General features: G+C 64.1%; 20 protein-coding genes. 10 read left to right on the top strand and 10 right to left on the bottom strand.

Annotated features, from left to right (window positions below):
• The first annotated feature begins 34 nt into the window (after positions 1-34).
• Positions 35-1,222, top strand: a complete 1,188-nt coding sequence (locus ACRCSW_RS06460; RefSeq protein WP_438703578.1) for a DegT/DnrJ/EryC1/StrS family aminotransferase — start codon at positions 35-37, stop codon at positions 1,220-1,222.
• A gap of 253 nt (positions 1,223-1,475) precedes the next feature.
• Here the strand turns inward: ACRCSW_RS06460 and ACRCSW_RS06455 are convergent, their stop codons facing one another.
• The 4 genes from ACRCSW_RS06455 to ACRCSW_RS06440 form a co-directional block, all read right to left on the bottom strand.
• Complete coding sequence (locus ACRCSW_RS06455; RefSeq protein WP_438703577.1) at positions 1,476-2,426, bottom strand: LysR family transcriptional regulator; 951 nt, start codon at positions 2,424-2,426, stop codon at positions 1,476-1,478.
• A gap of 3 nt (positions 2,427-2,429) precedes the next feature.
• Positions 2,430-2,984 carry a polyhydroxyalkanoate synthesis repressor PhaR gene (gene phaR, locus ACRCSW_RS06450; protein WP_438703575.1) on the bottom strand — a complete coding sequence of 185 codons (555 nt, stop codon included), beginning with the start codon at positions 2,982-2,984 and terminating at the stop codon, positions 2,430-2,432.
• Between the two features lie 131 nt (positions 2,985-3,115).
• Entirely contained in the window at positions 3,116-3,565 is a 450-nt protein-coding gene (locus ACRCSW_RS06445) for a Phasin (RefSeq protein ID WP_438703573.1), read from the bottom strand.
• Positions 3,566-3,720: 155 nt separating this feature from the next.
• Positions 3,721-5,511 carry a PHA/PHB synthase family protein gene (locus ACRCSW_RS06440; RefSeq protein ID WP_438703571.1) on the bottom strand — a complete coding sequence of 597 codons (1,791 nt, stop codon included), beginning with the start codon at positions 5,509-5,511 and terminating at the stop codon, positions 3,721-3,723.
• A gap of 96 nt (positions 5,512-5,607) precedes the next feature.
• Here ACRCSW_RS06440 and phaZ point away from each other — a divergent pair, with 96 nt between their 5' ends.
• On the top strand, positions 5,608-6,876 hold the full coding sequence (gene phaZ / locus ACRCSW_RS06435; protein WP_438703570.1) for a polyhydroxyalkanoate depolymerase: 1,269 nt from the start codon (positions 5,608-5,610) through the stop codon (positions 6,874-6,876).
• On the opposite strand, the gene ACRCSW_RS06430 is transcribed toward phaZ, so the two are convergent.
• Both ACRCSW_RS06430 and ACRCSW_RS06425 read right to left on the bottom strand, forming a co-directional pair.
• On the bottom strand, positions 6,865-7,584 hold the full coding sequence (locus ACRCSW_RS06430) for an alpha/beta fold hydrolase (protein ID WP_438703568.1): 720 nt from the start codon (positions 7,582-7,584) through the stop codon (positions 6,865-6,867). The two genes, phaZ and ACRCSW_RS06430, sit on opposite strands and share 12 nt — an antisense overlap.
• Before the next feature lie 134 nt (positions 7,585-7,718).
• A complete protein-coding gene (locus ACRCSW_RS06425; protein WP_438703566.1) occupies positions 7,719-8,516 on the bottom strand; it encodes an alpha/beta hydrolase in 798 nt (265 codons plus the stop codon).
• A 162-nt stretch (positions 8,517-8,678) separates the two neighbouring features.
• Between ACRCSW_RS06425 and thrS the strand changes: the two genes are divergently transcribed.
• The 6 genes from thrS (at position 8,679) to ACRCSW_RS06395 (ending at position 13,641) form a co-directional block, all read left to right on the top strand.
• Positions 8,679-10,625 (top strand): threonine--tRNA ligase, encoded by a 1,947-nt coding sequence (thrS, locus tag ACRCSW_RS06420; RefSeq protein ID WP_438703564.1) that lies wholly within the window; start codon positions 8,679-8,681, stop codon positions 10,623-10,625.
• Between the two features lie 186 nt (positions 10,626-10,811).
• Positions 10,812-11,111: a BufA1 family periplasmic bufferin-type metallophore gene (locus tag ACRCSW_RS06415; protein WP_438703562.1), complete on the top strand. Its 300-nt coding sequence runs from the start codon at positions 10,812-10,814 to the stop codon at positions 11,109-11,111.
• A 73-nt stretch (positions 11,112-11,184) separates the two neighbouring features.
• Positions 11,185-12,033 carry an MNIO family bufferin maturase gene (bufB, locus tag ACRCSW_RS06410; protein WP_438703560.1) on the top strand — a complete coding sequence of 283 codons (849 nt, stop codon included), beginning with the start codon at positions 11,185-11,187 and terminating at the stop codon, positions 12,031-12,033.
• Entirely contained in the window at positions 12,030-12,761 is a 732-nt protein-coding gene (locus tag ACRCSW_RS06405; RefSeq protein WP_438703559.1) for an HvfC/BufC family peptide modification chaperone, read from the top strand. The genes bufB and ACRCSW_RS06405 overlap by 4 nt, the downstream gene beginning before the upstream one ends.
• Complete coding sequence (locus ACRCSW_RS06400) at positions 12,758-13,297, top strand: DoxX family protein (protein ID WP_438703557.1); 540 nt, start codon at positions 12,758-12,760, stop codon at positions 13,295-13,297. Before ACRCSW_RS06405 ends, ACRCSW_RS06400 begins: the two co-directional genes overlap by 4 nt.
• A 137-nt stretch (positions 13,298-13,434) precedes the next feature.
• On the top strand, positions 13,435-13,641 hold the full coding sequence (locus ACRCSW_RS06395) for a cold-shock protein (protein ID WP_128514143.1): 207 nt from the start codon (positions 13,435-13,437) through the stop codon (positions 13,639-13,641).
• Here ACRCSW_RS06395 and ACRCSW_RS06390 read toward each other — a convergent pair.
• Both ACRCSW_RS06390 and ACRCSW_RS06385 read right to left on the bottom strand, forming a co-directional pair.
• Complete coding sequence (locus tag ACRCSW_RS06390) at positions 13,638-13,964, bottom strand: arsenate reductase family protein (RefSeq protein ID WP_438703555.1); 327 nt, start codon at positions 13,962-13,964, stop codon at positions 13,638-13,640. The genes ACRCSW_RS06395 and ACRCSW_RS06390 overlap by 4 nt on opposite strands.
• Before the next feature lie 118 nt (positions 13,965-14,082).
• Positions 14,083-14,475 (bottom strand): DUF2177 family protein, encoded by a 393-nt coding sequence (locus tag ACRCSW_RS06385; RefSeq protein WP_438703553.1) that lies wholly within the window; start codon positions 14,473-14,475, stop codon positions 14,083-14,085.
• A 129-nt stretch (positions 14,476-14,604) separates the two neighbouring features.
• On the opposite strand from ACRCSW_RS06385, the gene ACRCSW_RS06380 reads away from it, so the two are divergent.
• The gene (locus ACRCSW_RS06380; RefSeq protein WP_438703551.1) at positions 14,605-15,606 is read left to right on the top strand and encodes a peptidoglycan-binding domain-containing protein; all 1,002 of its coding nucleotides are present in this window, start codon (positions 14,605-14,607) and stop codon (positions 15,604-15,606) included.
• 179 nt (positions 15,607-15,785) lie between these two features.
• On the opposite strand, the gene ACRCSW_RS06375 is transcribed toward ACRCSW_RS06380, so the two are convergent.
• Complete coding sequence (locus tag ACRCSW_RS06375) at positions 15,786-16,163, bottom strand: type II toxin-antitoxin system death-on-curing family toxin (protein ID WP_438703549.1); 378 nt, start codon at positions 16,161-16,163, stop codon at positions 15,786-15,788.
• Entirely contained in the window at positions 16,160-16,408 is a 249-nt protein-coding gene (locus tag ACRCSW_RS06370; protein WP_438703547.1) for a hypothetical protein, read from the bottom strand. Before ACRCSW_RS06370 ends, ACRCSW_RS06375 begins: the two co-directional genes overlap by 4 nt.
• A 107-nt stretch (positions 16,409-16,515) precedes the next feature.
• Here ACRCSW_RS06370 and ACRCSW_RS06365 point away from each other — a divergent pair.
• Positions 16,516-16,867 (top strand): REP-associated tyrosine transposase (locus ACRCSW_RS06365; protein WP_438703545.1); only part of this gene is annotated, 352 nt, incomplete at its 3' end.

Raw genomic sequence — 16,867 nt, 5'->3', positions numbered from 1 at the left:
TTTCCTGAAGCCGAGTTTCAGAAAAGGTGCACGAATGGCCCACGACGGACAGACCATCGCCCCGAACGTCTATGACGCCGAACCGATCCCCGAAGCCGCCCGGGCCGAGATCGACAGGCTGCTCGCTTCGGGCGATCTCTTCCGGTACACGGCCCCTTCCGATGCTCCAGTGACGCTGCTTGAGGCCGAGTTCGCGGATCTTCTGGGGTCGCGCTATGCGCTGGCGGTGTCGTCGTGCTCGGCGGCGCTGTTTCTTTCGCTGAAGGCGCTGGACCTGCCGAAGGGCGCGAAGGTTCTGATCCCGGCATTTACGTTCGCTGCGGTGCCGTCGTCGGTCGTGCATGCGGAATGTGTGCCGGTGCTGGTCGAGGTAGGCGAGAACTACCGGGTCGACATGGCTGACTTCGCGCGGAAGCTGCCGGGGGCGCATGCGGTGATGATCAGCCATATGCGGGGGCATACCTCGGACATGGACGCGATCATGCGGCTTTGCGACGCGGCGGGCGTGCCGGTGATCGAGGATGCGGCGCATTCGCTGGGTACGGTCTGGGGCGGGCGGAATATCGGGACGATCGGACGCGTTGGCTGCTTCAGCTTCCAGTCCTACAAGCTGGTGAATGCGGGGGAAGGCGGGATCATGATCACCGATGATCCGGAGGTTGCGGCGCGGGCGATCATCATGTCGGGGGCCTATGAGACGAACTGGAAGAAGCATCCGGGCCTGACGAACTCCTGTGCGCACTGGCAGAACAAGCTGCCGCTTTATAACCTGCGGATGCAGAACCTGTCGGCCGCGGTGATCCGGCCTCAGCTGCCGCTGGTGGCGGAGCGGGTCGAGAAGGGGCGGGCGAACCATGATCATGTGGCGGCGCTTCTGAACGGGTCGGCGCATCTTTCGGTGCCCGATCCGCTGGGCCCCGAGGAACGGGCGCCGGATTCGATACAGTTCAATCTGGTGGGCGACTGGACCGATCAGGCGGCGCTGGAGTTCCAGACGGCGGCCAAGGCGCGGGGCGTGTCGGTGCAGGTCTTCGGCCTGAGCGAAGGCAATGCGCGGGCGTTCTGGAACTGGCAGTTCCTGGGCGAGGTGCCGGACCTGCCGCAGACGCGGGCGATGCTGATGCGGGCCTGCGACGTGCGGCTGCCGACCCGGCTGACCGAGGCGGAGCTGGACTTCATTGCGGACGCGATCCTGGATGCGGCGAAGGAAGTGCGGGGGTGAGCTGACCCCCGCTTGGGGAGTGGGCACGGTGCGCACTCTGTCGAGTTCTGGAAATTCAACGCCTTATAGGCTCGCGTTTACGGCGCGTTAGTACTTTGCCGCTGCGTGGGCTGGCAACGGTTTTCAAATTGAGCGCCTTCGGCGCGAGCCTTTTGTCTCGCCTCTGGCCTTCGGCCAACCGGCTCGGGCGAAGAGCCTCCGGCGGGGATATTTGGGCAAATGTGAAAGGGCTGGGGGGTGTTGTTTCGGACGGCTACAGCACCCGGAGGGCGGGGGCGAGCCAGGGGCAGGCGGCGAGCGCGGGGGCAATCACGACTTCGGTGATGAGGGGCTTCAGCCGGGTGGCGATCTGGCCGGGGACGCCGTGCAGGATTCCGGCGCGGGCGGAGAGCGACAGCGTGCGTTCCAGCGCCGGGAAGGGCAGGGGTCGGACCTCGACCTGCGGGCGGAAGGCACGGGCCTGGTGCAACGCCAGGGGGGTGAGGATCGTCCAGCCTTCGCCGCCCGCGACCATCGCGAGGATCGCGGCATAGCTGTCAAGCTCGAACCGGTGCGCGGGTTTCAGGCCCAGGCGTGCGAGATGGGTGGCGATCTGGCGGCCCATCAGGTGGCGCGCGGTGTACTGGATGAGCGGCAGGTCTTCGATGGCAGCGCCGGGCGGGGCGACGGCGACGAAGGGTTCGGACATCAGCGGATGGATCTCGCGCCAGTCGCCTTCACCGGAGAGGTCGTTTGCAGCATCCGCGGCGATGACGATGTCGAGCGCGCGGGCTTCGAGCTGGTCCATCAGGCGGTGGCTTGCTCCGGTTTCCAGAAGGAAGCGGCAGCCCTTCAGATCGCGGGAGAGGAGCGACAGGAGGCGGGGGGTGACGTCGCTGTCGAAATCCTCGATCACCCCGATCCGGAGCGTGGTCATGCCGGAGAGGTCGGCCATCGCCAGCTCGGCCCGGGCTTCGCTGGCGGCGTTGAGGATGGTCTGCGCGTGGCGGCGGAACATTGCGCCTGCGGGCGTGACTGGCATCGGGCGACCCGAACGGTCGAGCAGGATCGCGCTAAGCGCCGCTTCCAGGCTGGAGAGCTGCTGGCTGACGGCCGAGGGGCTGACGCCAAGGCGGCGCGCGGCAGCCGAGATCGAGCCTTCTTCGGCGGCCGCCACGAAGACTTCGATCCCCCAAAGCGTGACGCGGCCTTCGGGCTCTGCCATGGGTCAGAGCTTGGACAGCTTCTTCTGCAATTCGGCGAGCTGCTTCTTGATCTCGGCGATATCGTCGGCGCCGGCGGGCGCCTCATCTTCGCGGGCGGGGCCGGAGGAGTTCCAGCCGGGCATGCCGCCCATCATCGTCTTCAGGAACGCCTCTTGCTGCTTCCGCAAGGCCTCGAACCCCGGCACGGCGGCCATCGGGTTCGGGAAGGCGGTGAGGTTCTCCATCATCTTGGCCTGGCTGTCGCGCAGCATGCCGAACGAGGCCGCAAGGAACTGTGGCATGACCGCTTGCATGCCGGTGGCGTAGCTGCGCACGAGATCGGTCAGCACATCGACCGGCAGGACGCTTTCGCCCTTCGATTCATGCTCGGCCACGATCTGAAGCAGGTATTGCCGGGTGAGGTCATCGCCGGTTTTCAGATCGACGATCTGCACTTCGCGCCCCTGCCGGATGAAGCCCGCGATGTCTTCCAGCGTGACGTAGTCAGAGGTCTCGGTGTTGTAGAGCCGCCTGCTGGCATAGCGCTTTATCAAGAGCGGTTTTTCGGTGTCGGCCATGGTTCCCTCCCCCAGGGATTATGCACTTGCAGAGAAGACTAAGGGACGGCGCAGCAAAAAGAAAGGGCGGGCTCGGGGTTACCCGGCCCGCCCAACGTCTTGGGGGACGTCAGACCGTTGGCGGTTGCGGATTACTTCGCAGCCGCAGCAGCTTTCTTGGCCACCGAGGTCACGTCGGCAGTGGCTTTCTTGACGGCGGCGGTCGCGTCTTCCGACATGTCCTTGCCAGCAGCCAGCATCAGCTCGACGGTTTCCATCTGCACTTTCTTCGCGATTTCGGCGAAGGCGGCGAGGTTTTCGGCGGTCATTTCGGCAGCAGCCGAAGCGAACTCGGTCATCGACTTGGTGTAGTCAGCCGGTTCCGACTTGGCTTTTGCCATGTCGCCAACTTTGGCCAGGGTGTCCTTGGCCCACTTGGCCGAAATCTCGGTCGACTTCTCGGCGGCTTCGATCGCCACTTTCGAGAATTTCTCGGCGAAGGCAGCCTGGGTCTTGAACGCGTTCTGGAAGGCCGAAGCGTCAACCGGGAAGGAAGCCATCATGTCCTGCATCACTTTGGAGAAGTCCGGGGTCTTGGTCATTTTAGTGCTCCGTTCTGAGTGGGGGCGTGGCCGGGAAGCTACGCTGTTTTGATGACACGGATATATATGCTGCAGTGCAGCATTACAAGTCCCTTCTGCGCTGCAGCAAAACCCGAGGTTGCGTCCGGCTAACCTTACGGAAAGCCGCTGAAATGTCAGAGATCGGGCGTGGCCACGACATAAGTGCCAGGTGCGGGGGCCAGCGAATCGATAGGCGTGCGCGCCTTGATCATCGGGCCGGAGTGCTTGGCGAGCCAGGCCCCCCAGCGGGGCCACCAGCTGCCTTTGTTGAAGGTCGCGGTCTTCAGCCAGACCTCGGGATCGCCCGCGACGGGGGCATCATTGGTGTAGTGACCGTATTTGTCTTTCGACGGCGGATTGATGATCCCGGCGATATGGCCGGATTCCGAAAGGAGGAAGGTCTTGTCCTTTGACCCCATCTGCCTGATGCCGCTGAACGACCCCCTCCAGTGGGCGATGTGGTCGGTCTCGCAGGCAACGGCGCAGAGCGGCAGCTTGATATCGGCAAGGCTGACGGGGTGGCCGAAGACCTTGAACTCGCCCTTCGCGAACCCGTCGCCCTGGCAGAGGCCGCGGAGATATTCGACCGCCATCGTCGCGGGCAGGTTGGTGCCGTCGCTGTTCCAGTAGAGAAGATCGAAGGCCGGCGGTGCTTCGCCCAGCATGTAGGACTTGATCGCGGGCGTGTAGATCAGGTCGTTCGAGCGGAGGAAGCTGAAGGTCCGGCTCATGAAGAATTTCGACAGGATGCCGTCGTGCGCGGTCTGGCGTTCGATGCCGTCGACGAAATCGTCGTTGAGGAAGACGCCGACTTCGCCGGGGTCGGAGAAATCGGTGAGTGTCGTGAAGAAGGTGGCGGTCTTGACCGACTCGTCCCCGGCTTTCTGCAGATGCGCAAGTGTGAGGCCAAGCGTGGTGCCAGCGATGCAGTAGCCGACGGCGTTGATCTGCTTCTCGCCGGTGATGCGGCGGACCTCGGCCATGGCGCGCAGGAAGCCGTCGCGGATGTAGTCGTCCATCGCGGTCCCGGCGTAGGAGGCGTCGGGGTTGACCCAGGAGACGACGAAGAGGGTGAAGCCCTGGTCGACGATCCACTTGATGAGCGAGTTCTGCGGCTTCAGGTCCATCACGTAGAACTTGTTGATCCAGGGCGGGAAGATCAGAAGCGGGGTCTGGTGGACCTTTTCGGTTGTGGGTTGGTACTGGATGAGTTCGAGCATCCGGTTGCGGTAGACCACCGAGCCGGGGGTGGTGGCGAGGTTCTGGCCGACGTGGAAGGCCTCGCGGTCGGCGAGGGTGACCAGAAGGTCGCCGTGATTGCTTTCGATGTCGCGGACGAGGTTTTCCAGGCCCTGCACCAGGCTTTCGCCATCCGTCTCGACGGCCTTTTCCAGGGCATCCGGATTGGTGCCGAGGAAATTCGTCGGGCTGAACATGTCGACAATCTGTTTCGTGAAGTACTCCACCCGCCGCCGGTCTTCGGGGGCGAGCGTCTCCATGTCGCCGACGGCGGTGGAGATCGCCTCGGCGTTCAGCTGGTACTGCTGCTTGAGGTAGTTGAAGAAGGGATGGGTTTCCCAGAGGGGATTGGAGAAGCGGCGGTCTTTCGGGCCGGGGTCGGGCGGGGCCTTGAATTCGCCCTTCGCAAGTGTCTGCTGCGCCTCGACATAATGCTTCAGCGTCTTGCCCCAGTAGTTGACCTGATGCTCGACCACCCTGGCGGGATTGGCCATCATCTCGGCGAAATAGGCGGCGGCGGCTTTCATGTAGACATCCGGCGCCGGGCCGTGCAGCGAGGGGTCGACCGTCCGGCGGTGCGTCAGGGCCGCGGTCAGGCGCTTTGACAAATCCTCGACCTTCGCGAGGTTGGCGTTCAGCCGATCGGCCCGTTCATTGGTCGGGGGGGTGCTGTCTTCTGTTGTCATGCGAATGGTTCCCCCTTATCCTCGCCGCTATGCAGCATAGCGGGTCTATCGTGACACGCTGATGCGACATCTGCCCGCCCGGGGCGAGGAGACTTGATGAAGTATATGTTCACCTACGACCTGATGGAAAGCGCCCGCAACACGAATGAGTGGTTGGGCGCCTCGGCGAGGGCATTTGCAAGCTACCCGGCTTTCGCACTGTCGATGAACCCGATGCTGCCCCTGATGGCCGCCTGGGGCGAGGTCACCGAGCGGACCTTCAGCCGGATGATCGCCAAGCCCGACTGGGGCATCCGTTCGATCGTTGGCCCGGATGGGCAGGACCATATCGTCGATGTGAAGCCGGTGGTCGAGAAGCCATTCGGCAATCTGATCCAGTTCTTCGTGCGCCGCCGTTCGCCGATGGCGCGGAAGATTCTGCTGATCGCTCCGATGTCTGGCCATTACGCTACGCTCCTGCGGTCCACGGTCGCCTCGCTTCTGCCCGATGCCGATGTGTTCGTGACCGACTGGCACAACGCCCGCGACATTCCGGTTTCTGCGGGCAAGTTCGATGTCGAGGACTATACGCTTTATCTTGCCGAATTCATGAAGGCGCTTGGGCCGGACACGCATGTGATTGCGGTCTGCCAGCCGGCGCCGCTTGCCCTGGCCGCGACGGCCTATCTTGCGGCCGAGGACCCCGAGGCACAGCCGAAGTCGCTGGTCCTGATCGGCGGGCCGGTCGATCCCGACGCCGCCGCGACCGAGGTGACCGATTTCGGCCGTCGGATCACGATGGGCCAGCTTGAGCACCTTGCGGTGCAGCGGGTGGGCTTCAAGTACAAGGGCGCGGGGCGGATGGTCTATCCGGGCCTTCTGCAGCTGCAAAGCTTCATTGCGATGAATGCCGAGCGGCACGGCAAGGCCTTCTCGGAACAGGTTTTCCGCACCGCCCGGGGCGAGGCGTCGGATCATGATGCCCACAACCGGTTCTATGACGAATACCTCGCGGTCATGGACATGACGGCCGAGTTCTACCTGTCAACGGTCGAGCGGATCTTCAAGAAGCGCGAGATTGCGACGAATGCCTTCGTGGTGGCCGGGCGCACAGTCGATCTGGGCGCAATCACGCGGGTTTCGGTGATGACGGTGGAAGGCGCGAATGACGATATCTCGGCCCCCGGCCAATGCGTTGCGGCGCTGAAGCTTCTGACCGGGCTTTCCGATGACAAGAAAGGCCAGCATCTTGAACCCGACGCGGGCCATTACGGCATCTTCGCGGGAAGAAGCTGGCGGCTGAACATCCGCCCGCTGGTGTTGAACTTCATCGATCGCGCAGGCGGCAAGGCGAAAGCGAAAATCGCTTTGGCTTCAGCGCAGTAGCAGCGTCGGAAGGCGCCCGGCGAGGAAGGTCTCAAGCACCTTGGTCACGGCCTCGGGCTGTTCCAGCTGCGGCAGGTGGCCGGCTTCCGGGATGACTTCCAGGCACCCCTGGGGCATCATCGCCGCCAGGAATTCCGCGCGGCGGAGGGGGATCAGCGTGTCGCTTTCGCCCGCCAGAATGAGGGTCGGCACGTTGGCCTTGCGCAGCGTTTTCTGCTGATCCAGGCGGCGCTGCATGACCCTGAGGTGACGCTGGAACTGTTCGGGGCCAAGCGTCGTCGCCATGTCGTGGACAAGTTCCATGACCTCATCGCGCCAGGGCGCATCATGAATTGCGGTCGCGGGCAGCATCTGGGCCATGCAGGCTTCAAGGTGGCCGGTCTTCGCGGCAACCAGCAGCGCCTCTTGCTGAGCAGCAAGCTCGGGCGGTTCGGGCAGCGGGTCGGTCGAGATGAGCGCAATGCGGGTGACTGCCTTGGGGCAGCGGCGCAGAACCTCGATCGCGATGTTGCCGCCGAGGCCATGCCCGACCACGGCAAAGCTTTGCGGCAAGTGGCGGGTCACCGCTGACACGATTTTTTCGATGGTATCGGCGAGGCCCGGACCCAGCACGACGACCTGCCGGTCGGCACCGAACCGGGCGAGCTGCGGCATGAAGCAGCGCGCATCCGCCATGAAGCCGGTGATGAAGACGACAGGTTCGCTCACGACTTGGCCCCCGATCCGCAACACAGCATTTCTACAAGCGGTGGTCTTCCGCCACTTTGTAAAGGTAGCTCAGAAGCTTATGGATTCAAACCCGGATTCAGGATTTCGCCACGCCTTCTGGCTTAAGCGCAACATCAGCCGATGTTTGAAACCTGCAAGCCCGGCGGTTCTTCGACGGGCAGCGCCTCACGCGAGCGGAGCACATCTTCGATGGCTTCGGTGATCATTGCGAGGCAAGCCGGGGTGGAAAAGCGATGGTCGGCATCCTTGACCAGCGTCAGGCGCAGATCCGGGCTGATGATGTGGTGAAAGAGCGAGATCGCGACCGAGGACGGGACGTCGGTGTCGGCGCTGCCCTGCAAAAGGCGCACGGGCATCGGCAAATGCAGCGGGCCGTTCAGGACGAGATTCTGCCGCCCGTCCTCGATCAGGCGGAGCGTTATCGGGTAAGGCTCGTCCGAGTAGACGGTGGGGCGCAGGAACAGGCCTTCTTCCAGAAGCGTCGTCCGCTCGGCCAGCGTAAACTCGGCCTCCCACATCCGTTCGGTGAAGTCTGGCGCGGCGGCGATGCCGATGAAACCTGCGATCCGCGGTCCCATCTCGCGGGCGAGGAGCAGCGAAATCCAGCCCCCCATGGACGAGCCGACCAGGATTTGCGGCCCCTCGGTCAGGACCTCGATCACCGCAGCCGCATCCTCGCGCCAGTCGGTGATCGCGCCATCGACAAATGCGCCGTGCGACTGGCCGTGGCCGGAATAGTCGAAGCGCAGGAAGGAACGGCCCGTCGCTTCGGCCCAGGACTGCAGCGCCTGCGCCTTGGTGCCGGACATGTCCGACCGGAATCCACCCAGAAACACGACGCCGGGGCTTTTGCCCGGCGTGTGGACATAGGCGATGTGGCGGCCTTGCGGAGTGGTGATGAATGTTGTCATCGGAAATAGATAGCAACCGTCTGCCGTTTTCGTCAGTGCGCCCGCAACCGACGGGCGAAGAACCGCGCATGGCTTGACTTCACCTTTGGGCCTTGGCAATACGACCGCCGACATACCCGCAACCGGGCGTTCCGTAGGCGCCAAACTGACGAGGAACCGGCCATGAGCCAGATTTCCCTTACATTTCCTGACGGCAACAAGCGGTCTTATCCTTCGGGCGTGACCCCGGCCGAAGTGGCGGCTTCCATTGCGCCGTCTCTGGCCAAGGCGGCGATTTCGGCGCAGGTGAACGGCACGCACTGGGATCTGGCGTGGCCGATCCTGGCGGATGCCAAGCTGGCGATCAACACGCTGAAGGATGAGGCCCCTGCGCTGGAGCTGATCCGGCATGACCTGGCGCACATCATGGCCCGCGCGGTGCAGGAGATCTGGCCGGACGTCAAAGTGACGATCGGCCCGGTGCGTGATTACGGCTGGTTCTACGACTTCGACCGGGCGGAGCCGTTCACGCCCGAGGACCTGGGCGCCATCGAGGCGCGGATGAAACAGATCATCAACGCGCGCGATCCGGTGCGGACGGAGGTCTGGGAACGGGCGCGGGCGGTGGAGTATTACCGGGGACGGGGTGAGCCGTTCAAGCTGGAGCTGATCGACCGCATCCCGGAAGGCGAAGACCTTCGCATGTACTGGCACGGGGACTGGCAGGACCTTTGCCGGGGGCCGCATCTGCAGCACACGGGCCAGGTTCCGGCGGACGCGTTCAAGCTGACGCATGTGGCGGGGGCCTACTGGCTGGGCGATGCCTCGCGGCCCATGCTCCAGCGCATCTACGGTGTGGCGTTCCGCAACCGCGAGGACCTGAAGGCGCATCTGACGATGCTGGAGGAGGCGGCCAAGCGCGACCACCGGAAGCTCGGGCGCGAGATGGAGCTTTTCCATCTGCAGGAAGAAGCGCCGGGCATGGTGTTCTGGCACCCGAACGGCTGGGCGATCTACCGGCAGCTGGAAGACTACATGCGCGGGCGTTTGAACAAGGCCGGGTACAAGGAGATCAAGACGCCGCAGGTGGTGGACCGGGTGCTTTGGGAACGGTCGGGCCACTGGGAGGCCTACCGCGAGAACATGTTCCTGGTGGAGGTCGACGAAGAGGGCGCCAGGGAAAAGCGGATCAACGCGCTGAAACCGATGAGCTGCCCTTGCCACGTGCTGGTCTTTAACCAGGGGCTGAAGTCGTATCGCGACCTGCCTTTGCGGCTTGCGGAGTTCGGGTCTTGTCACCGGTACGAGTCTTCGGGCTCGATGCACGGCCTCATGCGGGTGCGTGGGTTCACGCAGGACGACGCGCATATCTTCTGCACGGTCGAGCAGCTGGAACAGGAATGCGCCGACTTTGTCGGGCTTCTGTCTGGCGTCTACCGCGACCTCGGGTTCGAGAAGTTCGACATCAAGCTATCGACGCGGCCAGATGTTCGCGTTGGTTCCGACGAAATCTGGGATCAGGCGGAAACGGCGCTTGAGAACGCCATCCGCCGGGTCAACGCTCCCTATGTCATCGATCCGGGCGAGGGGGCGTTCTACGGGCCGAAGCTCGATTTCAAACTGACGGACGCCATCGGGCGCGAATGGCAGTGCGGCACGTTCCAGGCCGACTTCAACACGCCGATGCGGCTGGGGGCGGAGTATGTGGGCGAGGATGGCATGAAGCACACGCCGGTCATGCTGCACCGCGCGATCCTGGGGTCGTTCGAGCGGTTCATCGGCATCCTGCTGGAAAACTACGCCGGGAAGCTGCCGTTCTGGCTGGCGCCGCGGCAGGTGGTCGTCGCGTCCATCGTCTCGGACGCCGACCCGTTCGTGCATGAAGTGGTCGCCGCCCTGCGCAAAGCGGGCGTTCGGGCCGAGGCTGATACGCGGAACGAGAAGATCAATTACAAGGTCCGCGAGCACTCGGTCGGTAAGGTTCCTGTAATACTTGCTATCGGGATGCAGGAAGTTGAGGCCAGAACTGTTTCAGTTCGCCGCCTGGGCGAGACCCGGACTGAAACGATCGGCCTTGATACTGCGATTGCGAGCTTCGGGTTCGAGGCTCTTCCGCCCTCCGATCCGTGACGCAAGCGCTTGTTCAGAAATGAAAATTCCCGACCAAGTGCGGGGATTTTCGTTTCTGCGGCTGCAAGATCGGCCGTCACGAACCCGTGCCTCACGGTTCCGTGCCTGTCCGGTGAGCGTATGAATCCCTTAGTCCTTTGCTCAGCGGTCGCGACGGTCGCGACGGCCAAGTGAAGGGATGCTCTCATGTCTTATCAATCGAAATCGCTCGTCATCGTTGGTGCTCTGGCTGCGGCTCTCTCGGCGGGCGTTGCCTCGGCGCAGGAAAACGAAAAGTGCTTCGGTGTGGCACTTGCGGGCCAGAACGACTGCGCCGCTGGCGAAGGCACGACCTGTGCCGGCACCTCGAAGGTCGACTATCAGGGCAACGCGTGGAAATATGTTCCGGCGGGCACCTGCCTGACCATGGAACTTCCGGCGGCCGAAGATGGCATGATGCGCAAGCCTGCGCTGGAAGCCGTTGACCGCGACCTGCCGCAAGCCTGATCGCGAGCTGCCGAAAGCCTGACCGAAACTCCCCCGGCCTGCCAGGGCCGGGGGTAACCAAAGGGGGGAAGGGATGCTTGACCACACCGCAACCCGACTGCCGGCCAAGCCGGGCGTGGGCTACAAGCCCCAGCACTTTGCCGAGATTCTTGCCCAGGCGGCGCCCGTGGGCTGGCTGGAGATCCATGCCGAGAACTACATGGGCGAAGGTGGCCGCCCGCTGGCCCAGCTGCGCCACCTGGCCGAACGGTTCCCGATTTCAGTCCATGGCGTAGGGCTTTCCATCGGCGGCGAGGGGCGGCTTGACCGCGATCACCTTTTGCGGCTGAAGCATCTTTGCGGCTGGCTGAACCCCGCAAGCTTTTCGGAACATCTTGCCTGGTCGACGCATGACGGGGCCTATCTGAACGACCTTCTGCCCTTGCCCTATACCGAGGCAACTCTGGCCCGCGTGGCCAGCCATATCGACGAAGTGCAGGACGTTCTGGGGCGCCGGATGCTTCTGGAGAACCCGTCCACCTACGTGGCCTTCGCCGAAACCGCGATGGGCGAGGTCGAGTTCCTGACCGAGATCGGCCGCCGCACTGGATGCGGGCTCCTTCTCGACGTGAACAACGTCTATGTCTCGGGCACGAACCAGAATTACGATCCGCTGGCCTATCTTGACGCCTTCCCGCTGCATCTGGTGGGCGAGATCCACCTTGGCGGTCATGATGAGGACCGCGATGACCATGGCAATCGGCTGTTGATCGACAGCCACGGGGCCGAGGTGGTGGACCCGGTCTGGGCGCTTTATGCCCACGTGATCGGTCGCGCCGGCCCGCTGCCGACGTTGATCGAGTGGGACAATGATGTGCCGGACTGGCCGTCGCTGGCCGCCGAAGCCGGACGGGCCGCCGCAGTTCTGGAGCTGGCCCGATGAACGAGCATGCCTTTGCCGAGGCGCTCCTGAACCCGGACGCGGCGGTGCCGGAGGGCATCGTCGACCCGATGGGCCGGGCTGCACCGAAGCGGTTTTCGGTCTATCGGAACAACGTGGCCTCTTCGCTGACCCGCGCGCTGGAGGCGGCTTTCCCGACGGTCCGCAAGCTTGTGGGCGATGAGTTCTTTGCGGCCATGGCTGGCGTCTTCCTGCGCGCCCATCCGCCGCAGTCGCGGATGCTGATGCTTTATGGCGATGCGATGCCTGGGTTTCTGGAGGCTTTTCAGCCGGTTGCGCATCTGGGCTATCTGCCCGATGTCGCCCGGCTCGATCAGGCGATGCGCGAAAGCTACCATTCCGCGGACAGTGCGCCTTTGGACGGGGCCGCTTTCCAGCGCCTGCTTGGTGAAGACCTCGCGGCGCTGCGCCTGACCCTGGCCCCGTCAGTGCGGCTGGTCCGCTCGCGTTGGCCGATTGTGTCGATCTGGGCTGCGAATGCCGAAGGTGGCCCGGCGCCACGCCCCGGCGCCGAGGACGCCCTGATCCTTCGGCCGGATTTCGACCCGCGCCCCCAATGTCTGCCTGCCGGCGGCGGCGCTTTCGTCGCGGGCCTGCTGGAAGGCCACACCCTCGGCGCTTCGATCGATCTGGCTGGCCCGACGCTCGACCTGCCCGCCGTCCTTGGCCTGCTCATTTCGGGCCGCGCCATAACTGGAGTTTCCGAATGAACGCTCTTATCGCGGTTCACGACCAGGCCGCCCGTGCGGCCCACGCCCAAGCCGACTGGCTGCTGCCGACCCTCGCGCGGCTGGTCTTTGCCGGAGTGCTTCTAAGCTACTTCTGGGCATCGGGCGCGACGAAGTTCGACGGCCCCTTCACCCCGTCCATCGGAGCGTATGGCCAGATCTTCCCGCGGGCCTTCGATGCGGTGGGCTTCGACCCAAGCCAGCTGGCCTTCTGGCACCGGCTGGTTGCCCTTGCCGGGGGCTACGCCGAATTCATCCTGCCCGCGCTGATCGTCCTTGGTCTTCTCACCCGGCTTGCCGCGCTGGGGATGGTGGGCTTCGTCCTGGTGCAAAGCCTGACCGACATCTTTGGCCATGGCGTCGCCGCTGGAGCCTGGTTCGACCGCGCCTCGGATGCGGTGATCCTGGATCAGCGGGCCTTGTGGCTGCTTTTGCTGGCGGTCCTGATCCTGAAAGGAGCGGGTCCAATCTCGGCAGATCGGTTCCTCAGGGTTGAATCTGTTCGCCTTGCGGCTTGATTTCTGGCGAATCCTTGGCATCATCGCCACAGTGACGACAGAATTCCTGCACGCCTCTCGGAACGAAGGCCCTGGAAGACCTGGTGGCACGGCCCGCGGCAATATCGCCACGGGGAGGTTCTGAGAGGAGAAGCGGAATGCCGACAGGCACCGTGAAGTGGTTCAATTCGACCAAGGGCTATGGCTTTATCGCACCGGATGATGGCGGGAAGGACGTGTTCGTTCACATCTCGGCGGTTGAACGGGCTGGGCTGAAGGGGCTCAGCGACAACCAGAAGATCGGCTACGAACTTCAGTCGGGCCGGGATGGTAAGCAGTCCGCCGGGGATCTCCGGCTGCTTTAACTGGTCAGCGCGGCTTCGGTCGCGCTGTCCCACCCGAGGTACCAGCGATCTCCGTCCTGGATGACCGGCCGTTTCATGACGGTCGGCTGGGCGGCGATCTGTGCCTCGGGGTCGGAGGCTTTCAGGAAATCGTTGAAGCTGCGGTAGGTGGTGGACTGGGTGTTCACCGCCTTCGATCCGAATTCGTGGACGATCTTATCGATCTCGGCCCCGGTCAGGGGGGTGGCCCGGATGTCGCGGAAGGTGACGTCCTTTCCGGCGGCCTCAAGGGTCTTCAGGGCCCGCTTGCAGGTGTCGCAGGTGGAGATGCCGTAGAGGATCATTTCGGGGTCCTTGGGGGGCGTTACACAGTGTAACGGGCGTTGGGGGCATGGAATTTCAAGGGGTTGGCGGTAGGCCTTCACCCTTTGGTAACACATGGCGACGGGGGCCGCAAAGGGGTCAGCCGTGGATCAGCTTGGTGATCGTCACCCCGGCCCAGGCGGAGAAAGCGGTCAGGAACCCGCCCCAGATGACGTCGGCTGCGACCATCTGCCAGTGCCAGCTCTTCATGATGCTCCACGAGGTGAATTCGTAGGTGCCATAGGCCATGAGGCCGATGATAAGGGCAGGAAGGATGATCGGCGCGCCGGTTTTGAGCGCGGGGAGGGAGACGAGGTACACGAGGCCCGCGACATAGGCGAGGTAGAAGAGGGCGGCGGGGGCGATGCGGATCGGTTCGGCCATCAGGGGTCCGATGTGACGGACGAAAAGGGGTTTCATCACCAGGGTCAGCATGATCGCGTCGAGGATCAGGAAGACGGCGGCGGTGGTGAGGTAGAGGGTGAGGGTCATGGGCGGCTCCTTCGGCGGAAAAGGTAATACGCAAGGGGCGCCCGACCAGTGCCTGCTTGCAACCATCCCCGATTCCGCGCGTTATCCCAGCAAAAGCGGCACCTGCCGCCGCTGATGAAAGGATAGCCGATGCGGACCCTGACCCTGCCCTTGATGCTTGCGGCGAGCCTTGCCTTGACCGCCCCGGCCCCCGCACAGGATCTTGAGGACTTGATCGGCGACATTGCGGATAGTCTGCTGCAACAGGAGCTGGACAAGCAGGCTTATATCGCCGCGCAGAATGCCAACACCGTGACGGCTTATCGGAACTACCTGAAGAAATACCCCAAGGGCCTTTACCGGGCGAACGCCGAACGCGCGCTGGTTCGGCTGGGCGCACCGGTCGAAGGCTCTCCCGACGCGGCTGCGGTGGCGGAGGCACAGCTGGGCATCACCGCGTCGCAAAAGGTGGCGGTGCAAAGGGAACTGACGCGGCTGGGCTATTCGACGGGCGGCTCGGACGGGGCCTGGGGCCGGAACACCCGGACGGCGATTGCGACCTGGCAGCGCGACCGGGGCGACAAGGTGACGGGCTATGTGACCGAGGCTCAGCTGAAGGTGCTGCTCAAAGGCGCGGTGGTGACGCCGCCGCCGGACGACACGCCCTCGGGCACCCTGACGCCGGCCGAGATCGAGGCGAGCCTGAAACTGACGCGCGCCCAGCGGACGGAGGTTCAGAAGCAGCTGACGGCACTCGGCTATGACATCGGGGTGGCGGACGGGCTATGGGGGTCGAAGACGCGGGCGGCGATCAAGGCCTGGCAGAAGGTCAACAAGAAGACCCAGACGGGTTATGTGACGGCGTCTCAGGTCAAGCTGATCGGGTCGCAGGCGGGCAGCGTGGCACCCCCGCCTGCGCCGGTCAACGAGGCGGCGCTGGAGGAGAGCCTTCTGGAGCTGACGGTGGCAGAACGGGCGGACCTGCAACGCCGGCTGACGCGCCTCGGCTATGATACGGTCCGCACCGACGGCACCTTCGGGGGCGGAACGCGCCGGGCGATCGGGGAGTGGCAGGCGGATGGGGGGGAGCCGGTGACGGGGTACCTCACGGCGGATCAGGTGCGGTTGATCCGGGTGGAGACGGGGGGGTGAACGGGGGTTGTCCCACGGTGGGACAATTGTGTGTCCCACAGTGGGACAAGGCCCGCAGCTCAGTAGTTTCAATGGTTTGCCGGAGCGGGTTTACCGTCTGGTGATCTTTGCGGGGCGGAGTGGGGGCCGCAAGGGGCTCTGTCCACCCATTGTTAACCAATGCCCGGCGAGCGGTAGGGTCACCCGGCCTTGTCGCGCAGCCAGTCGGCGAGGTCGCCGTCCTCCATCAGCCCTTGGGCGCAGCGGATGATGATCTGGCCCACCTCGTACGGGTTCCAGGTGATCTCGATTCCGTTCAGGTCGAGGCAGGTATCCATCGACTGATGGGCGGTGCGCTTGTTGCCGTCGTTGAAGCAATGGTCGCGGGCGATGGCCATGGCGTAGGCGGCGGCCAAGTCGAAGGCATCCGCGACCATGCCGTAGACAAGGCGGTTGTCGACGCGGGCGAGGGCAGCCTCCAGGGACTTGTCCCGCGCCCGGCCGGGAAGTTCGCCGGGGTTCAGGATCGCGTCGTGGATCGCCTCGACCAGTTCGGGCGAGAGCAGGCGGAAGGTCATTTGTCTTTGAGGTAGTCCAGAACCGGCTGGTTGATGGCGCGACGGCGGTTCAGGCTTTCCATCACCTCATCCAGCGTGGCGGTGCGGTGGTCGCCCTTGTCCACCGCCTCTTCCGGGACGAGGTAGGCAACCACGGCGGAGTTCTTGAGGATCGCCACCGGCTTGCCGCCGGAGCGTTCGAGGACTTTGTGCGGCTCGCGGAGTTCGGTCATCGTGGCGATATGGGGGGTGAGGAGGCGGGTCATGGCGGGTGTGTCCTGTGATGTAATGTAGAATGTATATTATAATGTTGGTTTTGACAAGGTGGGGGTGGGTAACGGGGTGTTAACCAAGGGGCTGTCAGGATGCGGTCATGTCCGCGTATATCCGTCCCAAGGTTCCCGGCGCAGTGGTGTTCTTCACGGTCAATCTGGTGGACCGAGGGGCGGATACGCTGGTGCGGCATGTGGATGTGTTGCGGCAGGCGGTGGCTGTGACGCGGGCCAAGCGGCCGTTCGGGATCGATGCGTGGGTGGTGTTGCCGGACCATATGCATTGCCTGTGGACGTTGCCGGAGGGGGATTGCGATTATTCAACGAGGATGGCGTCGATCAAGGCGCAGTTCACACGGGATGTTCGTAGGTCGGGGTTCACCCCGACTCATGTCCCACGGAACTCATACGGAGCAAACGCCGGGCGGGTGCGCCGTGGTGGGGCGTATGAAG

The sequence above is a fragment of the Tabrizicola sp. genome, from assembly GCF_051645465.1.
Lineage (GTDB): Bacteria > Pseudomonadota > Alphaproteobacteria > Rhodobacterales > Rhodobacteraceae > Tabrizicola.
Note: the sequence above shows the minus strand (reverse complement) of the source record. Positions and strands in the feature narration are given on the sequence as shown.

What these genes read in the sequence shown, in the direction of transcription:
- ACRCSW_RS06460 (WP_438703578.1), top strand. Translation starts at nt 35, where the DNA reads ATGGCCCACGACGGACAGACCATCGCCCCGAACGTCTATGACGCCGAA.
- ACRCSW_RS06455 (WP_438703577.1), bottom strand. Translation starts at nt 2,426, where the DNA reads ATGGCAGAGCCCGAAGGCCGCGTCACGCTTTGGGGGATCGAAGTCTTC.
- phaR (WP_438703575.1), bottom strand. Translation starts at nt 2,984, where the DNA reads ATGGCCGACACCGAAAAACCGCTCTTGATAAAGCGCTATGCCAGCAGG.
- ACRCSW_RS06445 (WP_438703573.1), bottom strand. Translation starts at nt 3,565, where the DNA reads ATGACCAAGACCCCGGACTTCTCCAAAGTGATGCAGGACATGATGGCT.
- ACRCSW_RS06440 (WP_438703571.1), bottom strand. Translation starts at nt 5,511, where the DNA reads ATGACAACAGAAGACAGCACCCCCCCGACCAATGAACGGGCCGATCGG.
- phaZ (WP_438703570.1), top strand. Translation starts at nt 5,608, where the DNA reads ATGAAGTATATGTTCACCTACGACCTGATGGAAAGCGCCCGCAACACG.
- ACRCSW_RS06425 (WP_438703566.1), bottom strand. Translation starts at nt 8,516, where the DNA reads ATGACAACATTCATCACCACTCCGCAAGGCCGCCACATCGCCTATGTC.
- thrS (WP_438703564.1), top strand. Translation starts at nt 8,679, where the DNA reads ATGAGCCAGATTTCCCTTACATTTCCTGACGGCAACAAGCGGTCTTAT.
- ACRCSW_RS06415 (WP_438703562.1), top strand. Translation starts at nt 10,812, where the DNA reads ATGTCTTATCAATCGAAATCGCTCGTCATCGTTGGTGCTCTGGCTGCG.
- bufB (WP_438703560.1), top strand. Translation starts at nt 11,185, where the DNA reads ATGCTTGACCACACCGCAACCCGACTGCCGGCCAAGCCGGGCGTGGGC.
- ACRCSW_RS06405 (WP_438703559.1), top strand. Translation starts at nt 12,030, where the DNA reads ATGAACGAGCATGCCTTTGCCGAGGCGCTCCTGAACCCGGACGCGGCG.
- ACRCSW_RS06400 (WP_438703557.1), top strand. Translation starts at nt 12,758, where the DNA reads ATGAACGCTCTTATCGCGGTTCACGACCAGGCCGCCCGTGCGGCCCAC.
- ACRCSW_RS06395 (WP_128514143.1), top strand. Translation starts at nt 13,435, where the DNA reads ATGCCGACAGGCACCGTGAAGTGGTTCAATTCGACCAAGGGCTATGGC.
- ACRCSW_RS06390 (WP_438703555.1), bottom strand. Translation starts at nt 13,964, where the DNA reads ATGATCCTCTACGGCATCTCCACCTGCGACACCTGCAAGCGGGCCCTG.
- ACRCSW_RS06385 (WP_438703553.1), bottom strand. Translation starts at nt 14,475, where the DNA reads ATGACCCTCACCCTCTACCTCACCACCGCCGCCGTCTTCCTGATCCTC.
- ACRCSW_RS06380 (WP_438703551.1), top strand. Translation starts at nt 14,605, where the DNA reads ATGCGGACCCTGACCCTGCCCTTGATGCTTGCGGCGAGCCTTGCCTTG.
- ACRCSW_RS06375 (WP_438703549.1), bottom strand. Translation starts at nt 16,163, where the DNA reads ATGACCTTCCGCCTGCTCTCGCCCGAACTGGTCGAGGCGATCCACGAC.
- ACRCSW_RS06370 (WP_438703547.1), bottom strand. Translation starts at nt 16,408, where the DNA reads ATGACCCGCCTCCTCACCCCCCATATCGCCACGATGACCGAACTCCGC.